This is a genomic window from Lentzea xinjiangensis (assembly GCF_900110955.1).
Lineage (GTDB): Bacteria > Actinomycetota > Actinomycetes > Mycobacteriales > Pseudonocardiaceae > Lentzea > Lentzea xinjiangensis.
Genome location: NZ_FOFR01000007.1, coordinates 157269 through 177926 on the forward strand (window position 1 = coordinate 157269; position 20658 = coordinate 177926).

Consider the following 20658-nt stretch of genomic DNA (forward strand, 5'->3'; position numbering starts at 1 on the left):
GCCGGGTGACGCGGGAAAGATGCTGTGATGGACTCGCTGCCCGCCACCGTCGCTTCCGCGCTCGCCGGGACCGGCGGCGGGACCACCGGCTGGCCCGAACGCCGGCAGGCGCTGACCGCCGTCGCGGCACAGCTCGAGTCGCTGCTCGTCACCGACCCCGGACCGCGGCTGGTCGCGGTGATCGAGCAGGTCCTCACCCGGCTCGCCGACGGCGTGACCGGCGGCCACCGGCACCGCGTCGACCTGGCCGAGCTCACCCAGCGGGTCCTCGACACCCACGCCCGCGCCTGCGACCGGATCCGGCCCGACCCCGTGCGGCTCGCCGACTGGCTGCTCGACCTGCAGCTGCGCCACCCCGAGGCCCCCGAGGTCGGCCTCGCGGGCTACGCCGGCGCGCTCGACGACGACGGCCTCGCCCACTACCGCGACCGCGCGGTCGCGCTGTTCGCGGCGCTGCCGGTGATCGGGTTCGGCGAGACCGGCCGCTACGACCGCGCCCGCTGGGCGTTGCTGCGCGTCATGGAGGAGCTCGCCGAGTACACCGGGGACGTCGACCTGCAACTGATGGTGCTGTCCAAGGACCTGTCGTCGGGCTGGCACTACCTGCAGGTCGCCACCGTGCTGCGCGACCACGGCCGCTCCGACGAGGCGCTGCGGTGGGTCGAACGCGGCCTGAGCGCGGTCGGCGGGCGGGGCGCGGCACCGCGGCTGGTCGACCTGGCCGTGGAGGAGCACCTGCGCCGCGGCACCCCGCACCGCGCGGTCGAGGTGTGCCGACAGGCCTTCCTGGCCCGCCCCGGCCTCGAGGTCTACCTCAGGATCCGCGCCCTGGTCGTGCACACCGACGACTGGCCGCCGCTGCGGGCCGAGCTGCTCGGCCACCTCGCGCGCGAGGGCGGCCACAACGCCGTCGAGGTCTACCGCCGCGTCGTGGAGGTCGAGCTGGCCCGCGGCGGCCCGCAGGAGCAGGACCTGCTCGCCGGCTGGCTGCACCAGCTGCGCGGCCTGCAACCCGACGCGTTCGCGGACTACCTCGACCACATCCGGTCCCGGCACAGCGCGGACCGCCGCCTGCTCGACGAACTGTCCCGCCGCGGCTTCTGACCGCCGCGGGCCCCGGATCGCCGCGGGTCCGGGATCGGCGCGGGTCCGGGATCGGCCGGGTCGTCTCAGCGCGCGGGGCCGAGCCCGGAGGGGATCCGATCCGCCCACGGCCGGGCGCGTTCGAGCTGGGCCGACACCGACAGCAGCGTGCACTCGTCGTGCTGGCGGCCCACGAGCTGCACCGCCAGCGGCAGGCCCGACGACGAGCGGCCCGCGGGCACCGCGGCGGCCGGGTTGCCGACGATGTTCCACAGCGGCAGGAACGTCGTGTACTGCGCGGCCGCGAGCAGCGCCGCCACGACGGTGCGGCCGTCCCACTCGCCGACGCGGATCGGCGGACGGGTCAACGCGGGCGTCAGCAGCACGTCGATCGAGGCGAAGATCCGGTTCGCGTGCGCGGTGAGCGCCGCGTCGTCCCTGGCCGCCCACCGCACCACGCCGCGCGGCAGCCGCCGGCCCAGCTCGCTCACCGCGCGGGTGCGCGGCTCGACCAGGTCCGGCAGCTCCAGACCGGCGCGCGCCAGGTAGGCGTTGTGGACATAACGCGCGGCGAACTGCGCGGAGGCGGTGACGTCCCGCATCGGCGGATCCAGCCGCACCACGTCGTGACCGAGGTCGGTCAGCAGCGCGGCGGTGTCCTGCACGGCGTCGCGGACCTCGTCGGCGATCGGGATGCCCGGCCCCCACGGCCGCAGCGACACCCCGATCCGCAGCCGGCCGGGATCGGTGCGCGCGGCCTCGGTGAAGCTCGTGCGCGGCGGGTGGGCGACGTGCGCGTCACCGGGCGCGGCGCCGCGGATCCGGTCGGCGACCAGCGCCCAGTCCAGCACCGTGCGGGTGATCGGTCCCGCCACGACGAGGCCGCCCAGCATCTCGCGCTCCGGCGAGAGCGAGATCCGGCCGCGCTGGGGCTTGAGCCCGAACAGCCCCGTCACCGCGGCGGGGATGCGGATCGACCCGGCGCCGTCGGTGCCGATCGCGGCCGCCGCCAGCCCGGCCGCCACCGCCGCGGCAGACCCGCCGCTGGACCCGCCGGGGGAGTGCCCCGGCGACCACGGGTTGCGCGTCGGCCCCGCCCAGCTGCTCTCGGTGTGCGGCCACAGGCCCAGCTCGGGCATCCGGGTCCGGCCGATGATCACCGCCCCGGCCGCGCGCAGCCGCGCGACGATCGCCGAGTCGGCCGGCTGCGGGGTGCGGGCGGCGTTCGTGCCCTTCGTCGTGGGCAGGCCCTCGATCGCGATGTCCTCCTTGACCGCGATCGGCACGCCCGCCAGCGGCAGGTCCTCGCCCGCGGCCCGGCGCGCGTCCACCGCCCGCGCCTGCGCCTGCGCCTGCTCGGTGAACACCAGCCGGAACGCGTTGAGCTGCGGGTCGACGCGCTCGATGCGGCTCAGGTGCTCGGCGACGAGCTCGGCCGCGGTCACCTCGCCCGACCGCACGGCGTGCGCCTGCCTGGCCACCCCGGCGAAACACAGCTCCGTCAGCTCCATGAACCGACCCTAAGCGCCCACAGGTGATCTACGGAACACCGGCGCCGCGCGGCGGTGCCCCCGGATGACCGGCCGTGCCCGCCGGTTGCCGCGGCCGGTGGGCACGGCGTTGAACTCCACCACTGTCCGGTGCGATGACGCCGGTCACATCATCGAGTCATGTCTTCTCTCTCGCGCTGGCTCACAGCAACCTCGGGTGTTCTTGCCGTGGCGGCGGTGGCGCTGGGAAGACGCCGGCTGACCTTCCACCACGACGTCGAGGTCGCCGCCCCCCGCGCCGCGACACCCCAGCCCGCCCCGGCATCCCAGCCCGTCACCCCGTTGCAGGACATCCGCTCGCGGCTCGGAGCGGCCGAGGCCGAGGTCCGGCTGAGCGGGCTGCGGGACTGGGTCGCCTACGGCGAGGCCGACGTGTCCCACCGGCAACCGGCACTGGACGTGCTGTGCGAGACGCTGCGGGCACTGCCGTGGCCGGGCACCGAGGTCGACCGGCGGTGGCGGATGATCCTGCAGGCCACGCTGCTCGCACACCTGCGGCCGGGACCCGGCTTCTGGCTGGACTGCGACCTCGACCTGCGCCACACCACCCTGGTCGACTTCGACCTCTCGCACTGCCGGCTGCGCGGCGCCCGGTTCGACGGCACCCGCTTCCTCGGCGACACCCGCTTCGACCAGACGGCGTTCCTGGGCGACGTCACGGCCCGCGGCGCGTTCTTCGCCCGGCACGTGCTGTTCACCGGATCGGTCTTCGCCCGTGGCCTGGACCTGCGCCGCACGGCGTGGCGCGGCAACGGCGAGCTCTCCGGCATCCACGTCGCCGGCCCGGCGGCCCTGCGCGGAGCCCGCTTCGGCGGCCGCGCGGACTTCACCTGCGCCCGCTTCGGATCGGACCTGGACTGCTCGGGCACGCTGTTCGCCGGCCGCGCGGTGTTCCGCCGCGCCTGGTTCGCGGGCGACGCCTCGTTCGCGGGCTCGTGGTTCCGCGGCCGGGAGGACTTCGTGGAGGCCGTGTTCGGCGGCGAGTCGTCGTTCGAGAACACCCGCTTCGGCCACCGCGTGCACGCCGACTGACCCACCCCGGCCACGTGTCCCGGCTTGGGGCGCTAGCCGGTGCGGCGGTGGCGGTGGTTGGCGACCGCGACGCGGTTCGCGCACCTGGCGGAGCAGAAGCGGCGGCGCCCGTTGCGGCTGGTGTCGACGAACGCGGTGCCGCAGCCCTCCCGGTCGCACCAGCCGATGCGGCCGGCGTCCTCGCAGAACAACGCGGCCATGCCCGCCGCGGTGTAGGCCTTGACCCGCACGTCGGTGGGGGCGTCCTCGCGTGCGTAGTGCAGGTGCGGTGCGCGGCCGTCGTGCGTGGAGATGTAGTGCGCGGTCGACGACTCGGCCAGCAGCTCGTTGAGCAGCTCCACGGTGGGTTCGCGGAAGACCTGCCGCAGCCGCTCGATCCAGTCCCGCACGTCACGTTCCTGCCGCGCGTCCAGCGACCCCAGCGGCCGGTAGTCCGACGCTTCGAGCACGTCGATCAGGTGCGCGGACCGATCGGTGTTGACCAGCGTCGCGGCGAGCTCGGCGGCCGCCCCTCCGTAAGGGTTGAAATGCACTAGACCATGACAGCACGCTGGGGGACATGATCGCCACCTGCCCCGCCTGCCGCTGGTCCTGCTCGTCCGCCGTCTCCTCGCACGGCGCGGTGTCCTACGTGCGCTGCGTGTGCGGCCTGTTCCTCGTCGTGGAACGCGGAGTGGTCACCGCGACGGCCGGGACCAGCACGTTCGGCCCGGTTCACCACAGCTGTGGTGATCTTGCTAGGGTCGCGGACCGTGAGCCGTCGTGATCTGCTGTGCGACACCGCGATCCAGATCCTCGCGGTGGAGGGCGGCCGCGGGCTGACCCACCGCGCGATCGACCGCGAGGCCGGCGTCCCGATCGGCACCACCAAGAACTACTTCCCGACCCGCGAGGCGATCCTCACCGCCGCCGCGGCCAGGATGACGTCCCTGCACCGCGCCGCGGTCGAGCGCCTGCGCGAGACCACGCCGCACGACATCAGCCCCGCCGACGTCGCCGAGCTGTACCCGGCGCTGCTGCGCCGGGCGGTGGACGGCGACCCGACGCAGATGCTCGCCATGGTCGAGCTGTACCTGGAGGCGGTGCGCCGTCCGGGCGTGCGCGAGGCGTTGTCGGGCATGGTGCTCGCCAACGCCGAGGCCGGTGCGGCGTTGCAGCAGGCGGCGGGCCTGCCCTCGACCGTGCGCGACACCGGTCTGCTGGACGCGTACTTCCTGGGCGTGGCGATCTCCCTGCTCGCGCTGCCGGCGCAGACGCTGGCGGCCGTGGGCCTGGACGACCCGTACGCGCTGGGGATCGGCGTGTTCTGCGCGACCGTGCCCGGCGCCGGGCCGGGTCAGGCCGCCAGCGCGGCGAGCAGCTCCTCGTAGGTCCGGCCGGGCTCGGCGCCCTCGGTCTGGATCACCGCGGTCCGCGGCGTCAGGTAGGCGGCGAGGTGGTCGTGGATCCGGCGGATCAGGGTGGCGCCGCCCAGCGCCTCGACGGCCGGGTCGATGGGGTGGTCGCGGTGCCGGAACCGGTCGATGGTGGTCTCGGGCGCGGCGAGCAGCACGAACTCGATGTAGTCCGCGCCGGCGGACCGGGCCGCCTGCGCGAACCGGTCCCGCTCGTCGCGGCGGGCGACGAGCTGCGGCATCACGACGTCGTTGCCCGAGGACAGGTGCGTGACGGCCATGGCGATCGCGAGCGGGCGGACGAGGCCGACGGCGCCGTAGAAGTCGTCCTGCCAGCCGCCCACGAGCCGCACCACCTCGTCGGCGTCGAGGTTGAGCGTTCCGGGGTGGTCGGCGGCGTAGCGGGCGGCGATGGTCGACTTGCCGACGCCGGTGGGACCGTTGAGGTGGATGAGCCTGGGCACCGGCTCGATTCTCCGGCCGGCGGCCGGTCTCCGCCAGCTCCGTGATCTTCGCCCGGCACCGGGGCGGCCTCCGGGATCAGCGGTTGATCCTGGCCAGCTCGTCGATCGCGGTGGCCACCAGTGCGATGGCGATGTCGGGGGACTTGCCGCAGCTGGCCGGGCGCGGCGGCACGGGCTGCTTGGCCAGCGTCACCCGCCACTCGCGGCCGTCGGTGTGCCGCACGGTCGCGGAGCCGGGCGTCTCGCCCACCACCGTCAGCACGTCGCGGGTCTCGCCGATCCGGCGGCGCACGGCGACCTCGGCGACCTGCCCTCGCGGGCTGAAGCAGGACCGGCCCCGACACCGGTCGGCCACGATGCCCTCCGTGACGACGCGCTCGGCCAACCGGTGGTCGATTCGCCCGTACAGGTGACCGGTGGGCAGCAGGACGCCGGTGGGCGCGAACCGGTGCCCGCCGGTGTGCGTGCACTCCCACAGCCGCAGCGCCGTGGCGATCGGCCGGCCGTACAGCGCGCAGCAGACGTCACGTTTGCTGTTGGTGCAGATCAGCAGCAACGGGTCGCGGACAGGGGTGCCGAACGCGGTCGAGCGGCCCGCGCCCAGCGCCTCGAAGTTCAGCTCGAGCGCTTCCTCCGGCGCTGCCAGATCCGCCTGCTCCAGCCACGACGCGCCGGGCTTCGTCGAGGCCAGGTACAGGCGGCGGCGCGCGGGGGTGCGGTCGTCGGCGTGCTTGCCGGGGCGGCGGATCAGCAGCACGCGCACACCGGTGCCGGCCGCACGGCGCTGCAGCTCGGCACCGAGCTCGGGGTCGAGGTGGCTTTCCAGCAGCGCGTCGCGGCCCCACGGGCCCGGTTGCTCCAGGCACAACCACGCCGTCGCGGTCGCGGCCGTACCGGCCAGCGGTTCCTCCGCGAAGCCGGAAAGTACGGAGCACCTCATCCGCACACCCTATACGGCCGATCGGGTGATGACTAAGGGCACCCTTACTCAACCTTCGTGTTCGTCGACATCAGCGGTTCTCCTGCCGGGACGGGGACTGGGTCTTCCGGTCACGGACCTCGGCCCGGGGCAACGTGTCCGGTGTCCTGGCGGGCTTCACCACCCCGGCCGAGTCGAAACGCGACCCGCTCACCGGGCCGCGGCGGTGCGGCGCGCGCCGGTGCGGGTGCGTGGCGCGGCGAGGGCGCCACGTTGCCGCCCAGACGTCGTGCCCGATGAGGGTGGCCAGCGCGGTGATCTGCTCGTCCACGGCGGCGCGGCGCTGCTCGACGACGGCGAGCGCGAGCAGGCCGACCGGCGACATGCCGGCCTCGAACCGCGGGGACTCCCCGGCGAACCGTTGAGCTTGAACACCTCCTCTTGGTGGCGTCCGCGCATGGTCTGCGCCATCTCGCAGGGGCGCACGGGCCGCTCCGCCAGCAGGGCCAGCGCCAGGGGAGTGGTGCGCTCGACCGTCACATCCGCTCCCGAATATTCGGCGCCGAACATAGCTAGGGTGCGGGGCATGACAACGGTGATCACCGGGGGAAGCCGGGGTATCGGTGCCGCGACCGCGCGCAGGCTCGTGCGCGACGGGCACCGGGTCGTCATCAGCTACCGCCAGGCCGCCGACGAGGCGCGGCGGCTGGAGGACGAGCTCGGCGTGCTGGCCGTGCGCGCCGACACCGCCGACGAGGACGACGTGACGCGCCTGTTCGACGCCGCCGGGAACGACATCACCGGCGTGGTGAACAACGCCGGCATCACCTCCCCGTCGGGCCCGCTGGCCTCGCTGCGGACCGAGGACCTGCGGCGGGTCGTGGACGTGAACGTGATCGGCGCGTTCTTCGTCGCCCGCGAGGCGTCGCGGCGGATGACCGGCGGCTCGATCGTGAACGTGTCCTCGGGCGCGGCCACGCTGGGCAGCCCCGGCGAGTACGTGCACTACGCCGCCACCAAGGCCGCGGTGGACGCGATGACGATCGGCCTGGCCAAGGAGCTCGCGCCCCGCGGGATCCGGGTGAACTGCGTGCAGCCGGGCACGATCCGCACCGACATCCACCGGCTCTCCGGCCAGCCGGACCGCCCGGACCGCGTCGCCGGGCGGGTGCCGATGGGACGGCCGGGGGAGGCCGACGAGATCGCGAACGCCATCGCGTGGCTGCTGTCGGAGGAGGCGTCGTACACGACGGGCGCGATCCTGCGGGTGACAGGCGGCACATGAGGCGGCACATGAGGCGGGAGGTGCGGCGGGAGGTGCGGTCTTTCGCCTCTGCGGCCGCCGTGCGCGCTGCCCCTAAGCTTCTCCGTCATGCCGGCGCCCACGCTCACCGACTTCGTGCTCGCCCACACGACACCGGCCCCGGTGCCCCTGGTGCCCGAGATCGTCCTGCACAGCGCGGTGGAGGCGATGGACCTGTGGGAGCTCACCGACCACGACCAGCCGCCGTTCTGGGCGTTCCCGTGGGCGGGCGGCCAGGCGCTCGCGCGGCACCTGCTGGACCGGCCCGCGCTGGTGCGCGGCAAGAAGGTCTTCGACCTCGCATCCGGCTCGGGCCTGGTGGCCATCGCGGCGGCACTGGCGGGGGCGGACTCGGTGACCGCGAACGACATCGACCCGTTGTCACTGGCGGCGGTCGAGCTCAACGCGGCGGGAAACGGCGTCGCGGTCACCACCCTGCCCGGTGACCGGCTCGACGGCGACGCCCACGGCGCCGACGTGGTGCTGGCCGGTGACGTCTTCTACGACGCGCGGATCACCGCGCTGGTGCTGCCGTTCCTGACCAGGGCGGCGGCCAGGGGCGCGCTCGTGCTGCTGGGGGACCCCGACCGCGCGCACCTGCCGCGCGACCGGTTCGTCCGGCAGGCCCGCTACGAGGTGCCGGTGCCGCTGACCCTGGAGAGCACCGAGACCCGCAGCGCGACCGTGTGGCGCGCCTGACCGGCCCTGCTTCCCGGCTGGCCCGGTTTCCGGCTAACCCAGGCGCTCGACCACGAACGCGGTGAGGAACCCGGCCGTGGTGCACAGACCGGTGTAGAGGCGGGCGCGCTCGTAGGCCTCGGGGATCATGGTGTCGGCGATCATCGCCAGGATCGCCCCCGCCGCGACCGCGGTGATCAACGCGATGAGCTGCGGTGACGCGCCGTCGAGCAGCACGTTGCCCAGCGCCGCCGACAGGCCGCTCACGACCGCGATCGCACCCCACACGCCGAAGACGTACCCGCTGCCGCGGCCCGCCCGCTTCATGCCGGCGACGCTGGACAGGCCCTCCGGCACGTTCGAGATCACCACCGCCGCCAGCATCGCCGCCCCGACCCCGCCGCCGCCGATCAGCGACACGCCCAGCACGACCGACTCCGGCACACCGTCGAGCAGGGCGCCGAGCGCGATCGCGGTACCGCTGCCGGCCTGGTCCTGCTCACTGGGCTGGTTGCCGCTGCGCTTGCGGTGCCGGGCGCCGCGGCGGGCCAGCAGCACGTTCGCCAGCACGTACGCGACCGCGCCGGCCAGGAACCCGGCCGAGGTGGCGAGCAGGCCACCGGTCTGCTCCGCCTCGTCCATCAGCTCGAACGCCGCGGCCGCGGTCAGCACACCGGCGCCGAACGCCATCACGACCGCCACGATGTCCCGGGGCACCGCGACGAACCACGCGACGAGCGCGCCCAGCACGAGCGCGCCACCACCGGCCAGACCCCACAACCCTGCTTCCACCCATTGCGGCACGCCCCCATCTTGGCGAACGGATCACCGTTGAGCAGGCTCAGCGCCTCGGTGGCGGTACGAACACCCCCCAGGACATCAGGCCAGACGGCCTTGCGGCCACGTGCTGTCCTAAAGTCTGCCCATGCTGGAGACCTCGGCCCGCCTGCTGCACCTGCTCGCCCTGCTGCAGTCGCGCCGCGACTGGCAAGGCAGCGAACTCGCCGACGAGCTGCGGATCAGCCCCCGCACCGTGCGCCGCGACGTCGACCGCCTGCGCGAGCTCGGCTACCCCGTCAACGCCACCACCGGGTCGTTCGGCGGCTACCGCCTCGGCGCCGGCGCCGAACTGCCCCCGCTGCTGCTCGACGACAACGAGGCCGTCGCCGTGGTCGCCGCCCTGCGCACCAACGCCGTCACCGGCCTGGAGGAGACGTCGCTGCGCGCCCTGCTCAAACTCGAACAGGTCCTGCCCGCACGCCTGCGCCACCGCGTCTCCGCCCTGCAGCACGTCGAGTCCGTCCCGCGCGACCAGGCCCCGGCCCTCGACCCCGGCCTGCTCTCCACCCTGGCCGCCGCCTGCCGCGACAGCGACACCATCCGCTTCGACTACCACTCCCACGACGGCACCCCCACACGCCGCCGCGTCGAACCCCACCGCCTCGTCAGCTGGGGCCGCCGCTGGTACCTCGTCGCCTGGGACTGCGACCGCGCCGACTGGCGCAGCTTCCGCGTCGACCGCATCAGCCCGCCCACGCCGCCGTTCGGCCCCCGCTTCACCCCGCGCGAGTTCGACGCCACCACCTTCGTCGCCGCCAGCGCCACCTCGGCGGCGTGGCGCTTCCAGGCCCGCGTCCTCGTCCACGCGCCCGCACACGCCGTGGCGGCCCGGATCAACGCCCACACCGGCACCGTCGAAGCCGTCGACGAGTCGACGTGCGTGCTCGTGACCGGCTCGGACTCGGTCGAGACCCTCGCCGTGTGGATCGGACTGCTCGGCTTCGACTTCGAGGTCACCTCACCACCGGAGCTCGTGGCACACGTTCGCTCTCTTGCGGCCCGCTACGCCCGCGCCGTACAAGACTCACCATGACCATCACCGGACGGGACATCGAGCACCTGCTCTACACCGACACGCCCGACCCCGTCCTGGTCGTGCACAACGGGCAGACCCAGCTCGTCGCCGCCGACGAGCTGGAGGACCACACCGGCGCCGTGGTGGTGTGCTCGCGGGCCGAGCTGCTGCGGCACGTGGGGGAGCGGGACCTCAGCGAGCAGGAGCTGACGGCGATCGCGGCCACTCTGACGGCGGCCATCCAAGACCCGGCTCAGCCGCGGCCGCTCTGGCCCGCCTGACCACATCAAGCCGGGGCTCGGTCAGCCCGAGAACAGCACCAGAAGACCGATCGCCACCAGCACCACCGGCAGGACGACGTGCCCCCACCTCGCCAGCGCGCGGGCCACCACCCGACGCGACGCGAGGAACCGGCCCGCCAGGCACCACACCCCGACCAGCACCAGGAACACCGCCACGTAGACCCACACCGAGCCGGCGACGGTGAAGACCGGCACGTAGACGCCGATGTTGTCGCCACCGTTGGCCAGCGTCACGCCGGCGACGGCCACCACGCCGGGGGCGGTCTCCGGTTCGTCCGAGTCATCCGAGCCGCGCCACAACGACCAGGCGGCCCGCAACCCCAGCGCCAGGGGGACCAGGCCCAGCCACGGGCGGACCTGCTCGGGCAGCAGGGACGCGCCGAGCGCGCCCACCACCGCCACGGCCAGGATCGCCGCGAAACCCAGGTACTGGCCCGCCACCACCCGCCAAGCGGACCTGGCCCGCGCGAAGAACAGCGCGAGGAGCACCAGGTCGTCGACGTTGGTCACCGCGAACATGCCCGCCGCCTGGCCGACCACCCCGAGATCCACGACGGGCATTCTCGCGCACCAAGAACGGATAGTTCATCCGCATCGTGCTACCGTCGACCACAAGTGGATGAACTATCCGAATAGGGGAGTGCCGTGACACCCACAGCAGTCATCACCGCCGCCACCGGCGGCATCGGACTCGAAACCGCCCTCGGCCTCACCGACGCCGGCTTCGCCGTCACCGTCATCGGACGCAACGCCCACCGAGGCGCCACCGCCGTCGACAGGATCAACGCCAGGGGAGGGCAACCCGCCCACTTCCTCCAGACCGACCTCTCCTCCCTCGACGAAGTCCGCTCACTCGCCCGCCACCTCACCACCCGAGGACACCTCGACGTCCTGGTCAACAACGTCGGCGCCATGTTCCCCGACCGAACCGACATCAACGGCGTCGAAGCGACGTTCCTCGTCAACCACCTCTCGCCCTACCTGCTCACCGAACTCCTGCTCCCCGTGATCACCGGACGCATCGTCGCCGTGACCTCCGCGGCGACCATGGCCGCCAAAAAAGTCTTCGACACCGTCGAACCACCCGGCGGCTACTACGGCTTCCACTGGTACGGACGCGCCAAGCTCGCCCACCTCGCCTACACCCTCGACCTCGCCCGACGACTCACCGCAACCGGCATCACCGTCCTCGCCGCCGACCCCGGCGGCGCCGCCACCGACATGACCGACAGCAACAGCCGCCACCCCAAAGTCGTCTCACCCGCACTCCGCCTGCTCTGGCCACTCGTGCGCCGCACCTTCGAACGCGCCACCTCCGGCCCCGCCTCACTCGCCGCCCGATCCTCCATCACCGCCGCCACCCACCCCACACTCCCCACCGGCACGATGATCGGACCCAAAGGCACCCCCGTCACACCCCCACGCGCCGCCACCGACCCCCGCACCGCCCAAGCCGTGCACGAGCTCAGCCGACGCCACGCCCCGCTCACCACCATTCCGGATGAGATATCCAAATAAGCTTGGAAGCATGACGCCGCTGCGAAAAGACGCCGCCCGCAACTGGGACCGCATCCTCTCCGTCGCCAGAGAACTCGTCGACGACAACATCCCACTGCAACTCAACGACGTCGCCCGCCGCGCAGGACTGGGCGTCGGCACGGTCTACCGGCACTTCCCGACCAGCGAAGCACTCCTCGAAACCGTCGCCACGCCCTGCCTGCGAGCACTCGCCGACCACGGCCGACAGGCACTCCAGCACGACGACCCCTGGCAAGCCTTCGCCGACTTCCTCACCCGAGTCGTCGAAGCCCAGGTCACCGACCCCTCACTCGCCAAAGTCGCCGCCCTCACCCACGACGCCCTCCCCACCACCACCGAACTCAAACAACAGATCATCACCCTCGGCACCGAACTCCTCACCCGCGCCCGCGAAGCCGGAACCGTCCGCCCCGACCTCGCCGACACCGACATCGTCCCCCTCATGTGCGGCATCGCCTACGCCACCTACATCCACTCCACCAACCCCGCCGACCGCATCCCCACCGCACACCGCTACCTCAACACCCTGCTCCGCGGCCTACACGCCTGACGGCGGCCCAGCCGCCACGAACGCCCGCAACTCCTCGACATCCCGCGCCCCACCATCGGTGAGCAACCACGTCACCCCCGCCTCCTCGTACTCCCGCACCCCCTCCGGCAACGACGCCCCACCCCACAACGCCACCTCGCCACCGGCCGGACCACCCGACGCCACGAAATCCGCCTTCACCCGCGCGGCATCAGCAGGGGAGAGCACCACCAACCCACCCGGCCCGAACGTCGCCGGCACCACACCCGACGCCAGCGCCGCCGCACGGAACGGCACCTCCCGCGGCCACACACCACCCACCCAGATCGGCACCTCCACCGGCGCGAACCGCACACCGGACACCGCGAACACCTCCCCACGGTGCTCAACCGGCTCACCCGACAACAACGCCCGCACCAACTCCACCCCCTCCGACATCGCCACCGCCCGCGAGACGCGCTCACCGAAGGGGGAGTAGTCCTGCGGCACCCCGGCACCCACCCCCAGCACCAACCGGCCACCGGACAACCGCTGCAACGTCGACGCCTCCAACGCCACCTTCCACGGCCGCCGCCGCCCCAACGACGTCACCAACGGCCCCAAGGTGATCGACGACGTCCGCGCCGCCACCGCACCCAACGTCACCCACACATCAGCCACCACCGGCTCGTCCGGCACCACCACGTGATCCCACAGGAAGAACCCGTCCCACCCCGCCTCCTCCGCGGCGACGGCGAGCGACACCAGCACCGACGGATCACCGAGCGACGAACCGAACGAAGGCACATAGATCGCGAAACGCATGCCCCACAGTGTCGCAAGCACCCCCGACAAGATCATCGAGACTGCATGTGACCAGCGAAAACAGTTAGAAGAGGGGAGTGGGCGTCACGGACCGGCACCCGTCGCGCCATCGAGCTGCTCCCGCAGGACGTCAGCATGACCCGCATGACGAGCCGTCTCCGTCAGCACATGCACCAGAACGTTGAACAACATCACCTCAGGACGCGGCCACCACGGCACACGGCCAGGAGAGTCGACCGCGAGAGACGAGATCGTCGCGTCCGAATGCGCCCACACCCGCCGATAGCGCCCGACGATGTCCTCACGCGTCTCCGACTCCGCCGCCCACATGTCAGTCCCACGCGCGGCGACATCGTCCCAGCGCGGCAACGCCTCCGGAAACGGCCGACCGAACACCTCACCGAAGTACCGCGACTCCCACAACGCCAGATGCTTCACCAAACCCAGCAGGTTCGTGCCACTTGCCGTGAGTGGACGACGCACATCCGCCTCGGCGAGACCCTCCAGCTTCCACACGACCGCCGCACGCAGCTCCCGGAGATCGTCGTGCAGGTACGCCTTGGCGAAGTCATCGATCACCGACCCAGCCTGCCACGCGCCTCAGGCCCTCAGAACCACGCGAGCGCCTAACGACACGGTGACGAAAAGCAACCCAGTCGGACCCGGAAGCGGCAGACGCCCCGAAGGACGTCAGCGCAACCACCGTCGACATCTCCGATGGCAATCAGGAGACACGGGCCTCGCCGACGGCGGGCGGCGCCGAACCCGCGAACCGCACCCACGCACGCCGACGCGAGGCGTCAGAGACTGCGGCCGAGCGCCGTGGGAGAGCCCTCCGCCGGAGCCGGATCCACGTTACTTGACATAATGTAGATTATCGGCAAAACGGTGACCTGCGAAGATCACTCCAGAAGGGGCCGCAACGCCCGCGTTGACGCGTCTGCAAGCATCAATCGGCGGGCAGGCCGGTCACGCTTGCAGACGCCACAACTGCCGAACCACTCGGCGATGCCGGAGCGCGGTCGGCACCGACGAGTCGTCAGGGAGACGTACGCCGCGGGGCGCCATTACGCTCGCGATCCCCGACAGGCCGACAAGTGACGCCACCCGGCCCAGCGCCCCGAGGAACCGGGCGAAACGGACATTTCATGCATAATCGCCATTATCCAGCACAGAGCGCGGAATTGTCGGTGGTGTGCGGTACAAGATCCATATGCACGTGCTCGCCGCCCAGGACGCCTTCTTCCTCGCCCGCCGGACTCGCAAGGACTCGCCGCACACCACGGCCGCCTACCAGCGCGATCTCGCCGGCGTGACCGCGCTCCTGGCCGAGACGCTCCGCTCCCCCGTCGAGGACCTCACCGTCAGCGACCTCACCGGGGCCAACCTCCGTCACGCTTTCGGGTTGTTCGCCGACACCCACGCCAAGAGTTCGGTGCTGCGGGCCTGGTCGACGTGGAACCAGTTCCTGACGTTCTGCGTGGCCGAGGACCTCATCGCGGGCAACCCGATGGGTGCGGTGGCGCGGCCCAGGACCCCTCCCCTGGTGCCCAAGCCGCTGCGGGGCGAGGACACGCCGGAGCAGTTGCTGACGGCGGCCGCGGAGGGTGCGCGCAAGGGCCGGGACCCGTGGCCGGAGCGGGACGTGCTGGTCATCGCCCTGGGATTGGTGGCGGGGCTGCGCAGTGCCGAGATGCGCACGCTCACGCTGGCCAGCGTCGTGGGGCGGGAGGGAGATCGCAGGTTGCACGTGAAGGGCAAGGGCAACCGGGACAGGTCGGTTCCGATCGAGCCGCCGATGGAGCGGATCGTCGACGCGTACCTGCAGAGTTGCCGGCGGCGTTTTCCGCAGGGGCGGTTCGACCGGGACTCGGCGCTGTTGCGGGACCGGCACGGTGAGCCGATCGGGCGTGGTGGGCTGGAGTACCTGGTGAAGTCGTGCTTCCGGTGGGCGGGGCTGAACGACCGGGTGCCGACGGGGGCGAACCTGCACGCGTTGCGGCACACGTTCGCGACGAGGCTGGCGGAGGACGGGGCGTCGGCGAGCGAGATCATGGCGTTGCTGGGGCATGCGAGTTTGGCGACGAGTCAGAACTACATCGAGGCGACGGCGCGTGAGCGTCGGGCGGCGGTGGCGAGCAATCGGACGTATCGGGCGTTGAAGGACATGTAGTTCGGTCTCCGGGTGTGTAGTTCGGTCTCCGGGTGTGGTGTTCGCGGGCCCTAGCCGGGTTCCAGGTTGGTGCGCGAGTCTGGGGTGTGACGCGTGGGCCGGGGGTCGCTCAGTTGCCGGATCGTTAGGCCGGGTGGGTGACCTGGTAGTGCGAAAACCGCATCTCGGGGGTACCCAGTGAGAATGAGATCCGTGTGGCGTGGGGCCATCTCCTTCGGGTTGGTGACGATCGCCGTGCGCCTCTACACGGCTGTCGAGGAGCACGACTTCCGTTTCAACCAGGTGCACCGGGAGGACGGCGGGCGCATCAGGTACAAGCGCGTCTGTTCGGTGTGTGGTGAAGAGGTGGAGTACTCGGAGATCACCAAGGGCTATGAGCTGGACGACGGCCGGATGGTGATCATGGAGAACGAGGACTTCGAGAAGTTGCCGGTGAAGACCGACAAGTCGATCGACGTCCTGGAGTTCGTGCCGGTGGAGGAGATCGATCCGATCTACTTCCAGAAGACGTACTACCTGGAGCCGGACAAGGCGGCGGCTCGGCCGTACGTGTTGTTGCGGGACGCGTTGGTGAAGACGGGTCAGCTGGCGGTCGTGAAGATCACGATTCGGCAGAAGGAGACGCTGGCGACGATCCGGGCGCGTGATGACGTGCTGGTGATGCACACGATGTTGTGGCCGGATGAGATCCGCAAGGCGGAGTTCGACTTCCTGGACGCCGACGTCGAGGTGCGGCCGCAGGAGTTGAAGATGGCGACGTCGCTGGTGGAGTCGATGGCCGGGGACTTCGATCCGGCGACGTTCACCGATGACTACCGGGATGCGCTGGAGAAGGTGATCGCGGCGAAGGCGGAGGGTGCGGAGTTGCCCGAGCAGCCGGAGGCCGAGGAGAAGGGTGATGTCATCGATTTGATGACGGCTCTGGAGCGCAGTGTGGAGAAGGCGAAGGCGGGGCGGAAGGGCGCGAAGAAGGCGTTGCCGAAGAAGAAGGCTTCTTCGGCGTAGTGGCGGGGCTTGAGGAGTATCGGCGCAAGCGGGATCCGGGGCGGACGCCGGAGCCGGTGCCGGCTGCTGCGGGTGAGCTGCCGCGGGGTGATGACGACACTTTTGTGATTCAGGAGCATCACGCGAGCAGTTTGCATTGGGATGTGCGGCTGGAGCGTGGTGGTGTGCTGGTGTCGTGGGCGGTGCCGAAGGGTTTGCCGCCGACGACGGATGTGGTGCGGCTGGCGGTGCACACCGAGGATCACCCGTTGGAGTATGCGGAGTTTTCGGGGGAGATTCCGAAGGGTGAGTACGGCGGCGGTGAGATGTTCATCTGGGATCGCGGCCGTTATGAGACGGTGAAGTGGTCGGACCGTGAGGTGGACGTTGTCCTTCGCGGTCGTCGTGTGCAGGGTCAGTTCGTGTTCTTCCGGTCGGGTGAGGGCGGGAAGAACTGGATGGTGAAGCGGCGGCATGCCGCGGCGCGTCCTGACTGGGAGGTGTTGCCGGAGCTGCTCAAGCCGATGCTGGCGGTTCCGGGTCCTCTCCCCCAGGACGATGACGATCTGTGGGCGTACGAGTTCAAGTGGGATGGTGTTCGCGCGATCCTGCGGGTCGAGGGTGGGCGGGTGCAGGCGTGGTCGCGGCTGGGCAACGACATCACGGTGGCGTATCCGGAGTTGCAGGGTGTCGGTGAGCAGTTGGGGGCGACGGAGGCGTTGCTGGACGGGGAGATCGTCGCGTTGCGGGATGGTCGGCCGAGTTTCAGCGCGTTGCAGAACCGGATGCACGTGAGCAAGTCGGAGGCGGCGCGGCGGGCGGCCAGGCAGTATCCGGTGACGTTGTTGTTGTTCGATCTTTTGCATTTGGATGGCAGTTCCACGTTGCACCTGCCTTTTCGGCGGCGTCGTGAGTTGTTGCGGGGGTTGGAGCTGCGGGGTCCGCATTGGCTGACTCCCCCGTCCTTTGACGAGGACGGGGCGTCGGTGCTGGCGGCGAGCCGGGAGCAGGGGTTGGAGGGTGTGGTCGCGAAGCGGCTGGACTCGGTGTACCAGCCTGGGATGCGGTCGCCGGTGTGGCGCAAGATCACCGATTTGATGGCGCAGGAGGTGGTGATCGGCGGCTGGCGGATGGGTGAGGGCAAGCGCGCGGGTGTGGTGGGTGCGTTGTTGCTGGGTATTCCGCGGGGTGACGGGTTGGCTTTCGCGGGGTCGGTGGGTACCGGGTTCAACGATGCGGAGCTGGCGGTGTTGACGCCGCGGTTGGAGGCGTTGGCGCGGAAGTCCTCCCCGTTCGTGACGGAGATGCCGAGGGAGAGGTCCAGGGGCGCGAGGTGGGTGGAGCCGGAGCTGGTGGCGGAGGTGGTGTTCCGGCAGTGGACGCCGGACGGGCGGATGCGGTTCCCGGCGTGGCGGGGGTTGCGGCCGGACAAGTCGGCCGAGGAGGTGCGTCGCGTTGAGCAGCAGTGATGCCACTGTGCGGGTGGAGGATCGGGTGCTGAAGCTGACGAACCTGGACAAGCCGCTGTATCCGGAGTTCGGGTTCACCAAGGGTGAGGTGATCGATTACTACACGCGGGTGGCGCCGGTGTTGTTGCCGCATCTGCGGGATCGTCCGGTGACGTTGAAGCGGTATCCGAACGGGGTGGACGGGAAGTGGTTCTTCGAGAAGAACGCCTCGGAGCACCGGCCGGAGTGGGTGCGGACGGTGCGGTTGGAGTCGCCGGGGAGCTCGAAGGGCAACGAGTCGGTCAACTACGTGATGGTGGACGAGTTGGCGACGTTGGTGTGGTTGGCGAACCTGGCGGCGTTGGAGTTGCACGTGCCGCAGTGGACGGTGGGGCCGCGTGGGGGCAAGCGGGATCCTGATCTGCTGGTGTTCGACCTGGATCCGGGGGCGCCGGCGACGGTGGTGGAGTGTTGCCGGGTGGCTGAGCGGGTGCGGGTGGTGCTCGACGACGACGGTGTGGACTCGTGGGCGAAGACGTCGGGCAACAAGGGGATGCAGGTGTACGCGTACGCGCCGGCGAAGGACACGTCGGAGTACGCGAAGGGGGTGGCGGTGCGGCTGGCGCGGGAGATGCCGGAGCTGGTGGTGTCGACGATGGCGAAGGCGCAGCGCACCGGCAAGGTGTTGATCGACTGGTCGCAGAACAACCCGGCGAAGACGACGGTGGCGCCGTATTCGTTGCGGGCGCGGGAGCGGCCGACGGTGTCGACGCCGATCACGTGGGACGAGGTCGAGGAGTGCGAGGTGCCGGAGGACCTGGTGTTCACGGCGGATGAGGTGTTGGAGCGGGTCGAGGTGGCCGGTGACCTGTTCGGGGGTTGATGTTCGGGCTGGTTGTCCGTGGGTCAGCGTGCGGGTGCCGGGCTGACTTGGGCCGGGCCGAAGCGGCGCCGGTAGGCCGAGGGGGTGAGGCCGGTCTGGCGGCGCATGAGGGCGCGGAGGTTGGCGGCGGTGCCGAGGCCGGTGCGGCGGGCGATGACGTCGAAGCGGGTCTCCCCCAGTTCGATCAGCCGGCAGGCGAGGGTGACGCGTTCGCCGGTGAGCCAGGCCAGTGGTGTGGTGCCCAGCTGGGCCTGGAAGCGGCGGTGCAGGGTGGCGGGGCTGACGGCGGCGCGGTCGGCGAGGGTGGCCACGGTGAGGGTGGTGTCGAGGTGGCGCTGGGCCCAGGCCAGCAGGGGTGCGAGGGACTCGTCGCGCAGCCGGGGTACGGGCCGTTCGACGAACTGGCGCTGGCCGCCGTCGCGGTGGGCGGCGAAGACGAGTCGGCGGGAGACGGCGCTGGCGATCTGGGCGCCGTGGTCGCGGCGGACGAGGTGCAGGCCGAGGTCGAGGGCGGCGGCGCTGCCGGCGGAGGTGAGGATGTCGCCGTCGTCGACGAAGAGCACGTCCGGTTCGAGCCGCACGGCGGGGAAGCGGGAGCGGAAGGTGTCGGCCCACTGCCAGTGGGCGGTGGCGCGGCGGCCGTCGAGGACGCCGGCTTCGGCGAGGGTGAAGGCGCCGCTGCAGAAGCCGACCAGGCGGGCGCCGCGGGTGTGGGCGCGGCGGACGGCGTCGAGCACGGCCGGGTGGCGGGGTGTGTCGACGTCGGGCCGGTTGGGGACGATGAGGGTGTCGGCGGTGTCGGCGATGGCGAGGTCGGCGACGCCGGTGAGGGTGAAGAACCCGTCGCGCATGGGGGTGCGCGGGTCGGGTGCGCAGAGGCGGAAGTCGTAGAGGTGACCGCCGAGCTCGGGGCGGTGCAGGCCGAAGACCTCGGTGGCGCAGCCGAGTTCGAAGGGGTTGGAGCCGGTGTCGACGATCACGACGACGCGGTGCGAGGATTCTTGCGGCATGTGCGATTCCTAGCACTCACGGCGGTGCGGTCGCAGCCGGGAGGCTGGCGGGCGTGAACACCGAACCCATTGCTTTGGATCGGGCCCTTGCTTCGTTCGACGCCCTGTGGAGCCCGCGGATCGTCACGCGCGTGAACGACTACGACGTGCGGATCGCGAAGGTCGGGGGTGAGCACGTGTGGCACGTCCACGACCACACCGACGAGTTCTTCCTGGTGCTCGACGGTGAACTGCGCCTGGAGCTGCGTGAGGACGCCGGGGAACGCACGGTCACGCTCGGCAGGGGCGAGGTCTTCACCGTTGCCCGCGGCACGTACCACAAGCCGTCCTCCCCCGGCGGTGCCTCGATCCTGATGTTCGAGCCGTCGGGAACGCTCACGGTCGGGGACAGCCACGACGAGGTCCCCGGTCACGTCGACGCGACGACGGGGCACGAGCTGGGGTGACCGGGGGCCGCACCGGTGGTGCGGGTCCCGGTCACCGGCGGGTCGGCCCAGGCGGCAGGCCGACAGGATGATCTCCTGGCCGAGCAGGGTGCGGACGCTGACGGCGTTCTGGATCAGCTGGCCGTTTAGCGTGCCGACCTTCGACGAGCCGGTGACTCCGCCGGCGTCACTGGCGCAGGAGGCTTCGACGGCGTTGAGGGTGATCTCCCCGCCGAGCAGTGTGGCTCCCTCGACGCGGGCTGTGGCGACGGTGCGGCCGGTG

The 20658-nt window shown here is 71.4% G+C and carries 24 protein-coding genes; 14 read left to right on the forward strand and 10 right to left on the reverse strand.

What is annotated here, in order from left to right; all coding sequences use genetic code 11:
- The first annotated feature begins 27 nt into the window (after positions 1-27).
- Positions 28-1104, forward strand: a complete 1077-nt coding sequence (locus BMW88_RS17605) for a hypothetical protein (protein WP_089951891.1) — start codon at positions 28-30, stop codon at positions 1102-1104.
- 65 nt (positions 1105-1169) lie between these two features.
- On the opposite strand, the gene BMW88_RS17610 is transcribed toward BMW88_RS17605, so the two are convergent.
- On the reverse strand, positions 1170-2594 hold the full coding sequence (locus tag BMW88_RS17610; RefSeq protein WP_089951893.1) for an amidase: 1425 nt from the start codon (positions 2592-2594) through the stop codon (positions 1170-1172).
- 159 nt (positions 2595-2753) lie between these two features.
- Between BMW88_RS17610 and BMW88_RS17615 the strand changes: the two genes are divergently transcribed.
- Positions 2754-3665, forward strand: a complete 912-nt coding sequence (locus BMW88_RS17615) for a pentapeptide repeat-containing protein (protein WP_089951894.1) — start codon at positions 2754-2756, stop codon at positions 3663-3665.
- Positions 3666-3697: 32 nt separating this feature from the next.
- On the opposite strand, the gene BMW88_RS17620 is transcribed toward BMW88_RS17615, so the two are convergent.
- The gene (locus BMW88_RS17620; RefSeq protein ID WP_089951896.1) at positions 3698-4198 is read right to left on the reverse strand and encodes a CGNR zinc finger domain-containing protein; all 501 of its coding nucleotides are present in this window, start codon (positions 4196-4198) and stop codon (positions 3698-3700) included.
- Between the two features lie 219 nt (positions 4199-4417).
- Here BMW88_RS17620 and BMW88_RS17625 point away from each other — a divergent pair, with 219 nt between their 5' ends.
- Positions 4418-5035 carry a TetR/AcrR family transcriptional regulator gene (locus BMW88_RS17625; RefSeq protein WP_245777869.1) on the forward strand — a complete coding sequence of 206 codons (618 nt, stop codon included), beginning with the start codon at positions 4418-4420 and terminating at the stop codon, positions 5033-5035.
- Here the strand turns inward: BMW88_RS17625 and BMW88_RS17630 are convergent.
- From BMW88_RS17630 to BMW88_RS17640, 3 genes are all read right to left on the reverse strand, one after another.
- Positions 5002-5523, reverse strand: coding sequence for a P-loop nucleotide/nucleoside kinase family protein (locus BMW88_RS17630; protein ID WP_177221160.1), 522 nt, complete (start codon positions 5521-5523; stop codon positions 5002-5004). The genes BMW88_RS17625 and BMW88_RS17630 overlap by 34 nt on opposite strands.
- Before the next feature lie 76 nt (positions 5524-5599).
- A complete protein-coding gene (locus BMW88_RS17635; protein WP_089951899.1) occupies positions 5600-6463 on the reverse strand; it encodes a ferredoxin family protein in 864 nt (287 codons plus the stop codon).
- A gap of 70 nt (positions 6464-6533) precedes the next feature.
- Positions 6534-6827, reverse strand: a complete 294-nt coding sequence (locus BMW88_RS17640) for a hypothetical protein (protein ID WP_089951900.1) — start codon at positions 6825-6827, stop codon at positions 6534-6536.
- Positions 6828-7028: 201 nt separating this feature from the next.
- On the opposite strand from BMW88_RS17640, the gene BMW88_RS17645 reads away from it, so the two are divergent.
- Both BMW88_RS17645 and BMW88_RS17650 read left to right on the forward strand, forming a co-directional pair.
- Positions 7029-7727 (forward strand): SDR family oxidoreductase, encoded by a 699-nt coding sequence (locus BMW88_RS17645; RefSeq protein ID WP_089951902.1) that lies wholly within the window; start codon positions 7029-7031, stop codon positions 7725-7727.
- 87 nt (positions 7728-7814) lie between these two features.
- Positions 7815-8444, forward strand: a complete 630-nt coding sequence (locus BMW88_RS17650) for a class I SAM-dependent methyltransferase (RefSeq protein ID WP_089951904.1) — start codon at positions 7815-7817, stop codon at positions 8442-8444.
- A gap of 33 nt (positions 8445-8477) precedes the next feature.
- Here BMW88_RS17650 and BMW88_RS17655 read toward each other — a convergent pair whose 3' ends face one another.
- Positions 8478-9227, reverse strand: a complete 750-nt coding sequence (locus tag BMW88_RS17655) for a ZIP family metal transporter (RefSeq protein ID WP_089951905.1) — start codon at positions 9225-9227, stop codon at positions 8478-8480.
- 121 nt (positions 9228-9348) lie between these two features.
- Between BMW88_RS17655 and BMW88_RS17660 the strand changes: the two genes are divergently transcribed.
- The gene (locus BMW88_RS17660) at positions 9349-10296 is read left to right on the forward strand and encodes a helix-turn-helix transcriptional regulator (RefSeq protein WP_089951907.1); all 948 of its coding nucleotides are present in this window, start codon (positions 9349-9351) and stop codon (positions 10294-10296) included.
- Positions 10293-10559 carry a hypothetical protein gene (locus BMW88_RS17665; protein ID WP_089951909.1) on the forward strand — a complete coding sequence of 89 codons (267 nt, stop codon included), beginning with the start codon at positions 10293-10295 and terminating at the stop codon, positions 10557-10559. Before BMW88_RS17660 ends, BMW88_RS17665 begins: the two co-directional genes overlap by 4 nt.
- Positions 10560-10580: 21 nt before the next feature.
- Here the strand turns inward: BMW88_RS17665 and BMW88_RS17670 are convergent, their stop codons facing one another.
- Positions 10581-11132 carry a cadmium resistance transporter gene (locus tag BMW88_RS17670; protein ID WP_089952189.1) on the reverse strand — a complete coding sequence of 184 codons (552 nt, stop codon included), beginning with the start codon at positions 11130-11132 and terminating at the stop codon, positions 10581-10583.
- 93 nt (positions 11133-11225) lie between these two features.
- Here BMW88_RS17670 and BMW88_RS17675 point away from each other — a divergent pair, with 93 nt between their 5' ends.
- A complete protein-coding gene (locus BMW88_RS17675) occupies positions 11226-12098 on the forward strand; it encodes an SDR family NAD(P)-dependent oxidoreductase (protein WP_089951910.1) in 873 nt (290 codons plus the stop codon).
- 10 nt (positions 12099-12108) lie between these two features.
- Entirely contained in the window at positions 12109-12669 is a 561-nt protein-coding gene (locus BMW88_RS17680) for a TetR/AcrR family transcriptional regulator (protein ID WP_089951912.1), read from the forward strand.
- Here BMW88_RS17680 and BMW88_RS17685 read toward each other — a convergent pair.
- Both BMW88_RS17685 and BMW88_RS17690 read right to left on the reverse strand, forming a co-directional pair.
- Positions 12658-13452 carry an LLM class flavin-dependent oxidoreductase gene (locus BMW88_RS17685; protein ID WP_177221161.1) on the reverse strand — a complete coding sequence of 265 codons (795 nt, stop codon included), beginning with the start codon at positions 13450-13452 and terminating at the stop codon, positions 12658-12660. The genes BMW88_RS17680 and BMW88_RS17685 overlap by 12 nt on opposite strands.
- Positions 13453-13536: 84 nt before the next feature.
- Positions 13537-14031 carry a DinB family protein gene (locus BMW88_RS17690; RefSeq protein ID WP_089951915.1) on the reverse strand — a complete coding sequence of 165 codons (495 nt, stop codon included), beginning with the start codon at positions 14029-14031 and terminating at the stop codon, positions 13537-13539.
- A 616-nt stretch (positions 14032-14647) separates the two neighbouring features.
- On the opposite strand from BMW88_RS17690, the gene BMW88_RS17695 reads away from it, so the two are divergent.
- The 4 genes from BMW88_RS17695 (at position 14648) to ligD (BMW88_RS17710) (ending at position 18940) form a co-directional block, all read left to right on the forward strand.
- The gene (locus BMW88_RS17695) at positions 14648-15625 is read left to right on the forward strand and encodes a tyrosine-type recombinase/integrase (protein WP_089951916.1); all 978 of its coding nucleotides are present in this window, start codon (positions 14648-14650) and stop codon (positions 15623-15625) included.
- Between the two features lie 183 nt (positions 15626-15808).
- Entirely contained in the window at positions 15809-16630 is an 822-nt protein-coding gene (ku, locus tag BMW88_RS17700; RefSeq protein ID WP_089951918.1) for a non-homologous end joining protein Ku, read from the forward strand.
- Positions 16630-18078, forward strand: a complete 1449-nt coding sequence (gene ligD, locus BMW88_RS17705) for a non-homologous end-joining DNA ligase (protein ID WP_089951919.1) — start codon at positions 16630-16632, stop codon at positions 18076-18078. Before ku ends, ligD (BMW88_RS17705) begins: the two co-directional genes overlap by 1 nt.
- Entirely contained in the window at positions 18065-18940 is an 876-nt protein-coding gene (gene ligD / locus BMW88_RS17710) for a non-homologous end-joining DNA ligase (protein WP_177221162.1), read from the forward strand. Before ligD (BMW88_RS17705) ends, ligD (BMW88_RS17710) begins: the two co-directional genes overlap by 14 nt.
- A 23-nt stretch (positions 18941-18963) precedes the next feature.
- On the opposite strand, the gene BMW88_RS17715 is transcribed toward ligD (BMW88_RS17710), so the two are convergent.
- Positions 18964-19950, reverse strand: coding sequence for a helix-turn-helix domain-containing protein (locus tag BMW88_RS17715; protein ID WP_089951922.1), 987 nt, complete (start codon positions 19948-19950; stop codon positions 18964-18966).
- A 53-nt stretch (positions 19951-20003) separates the two neighbouring features.
- On the opposite strand from BMW88_RS17715, the gene BMW88_RS17720 reads away from it, so the two are divergent.
- Positions 20004-20396 carry a cupin domain-containing protein gene (locus BMW88_RS17720; RefSeq protein ID WP_089951924.1) on the forward strand — a complete coding sequence of 131 codons (393 nt, stop codon included), beginning with the start codon at positions 20004-20006 and terminating at the stop codon, positions 20394-20396.
- Positions 20397-20658 lie beyond the last annotated feature (262 nt).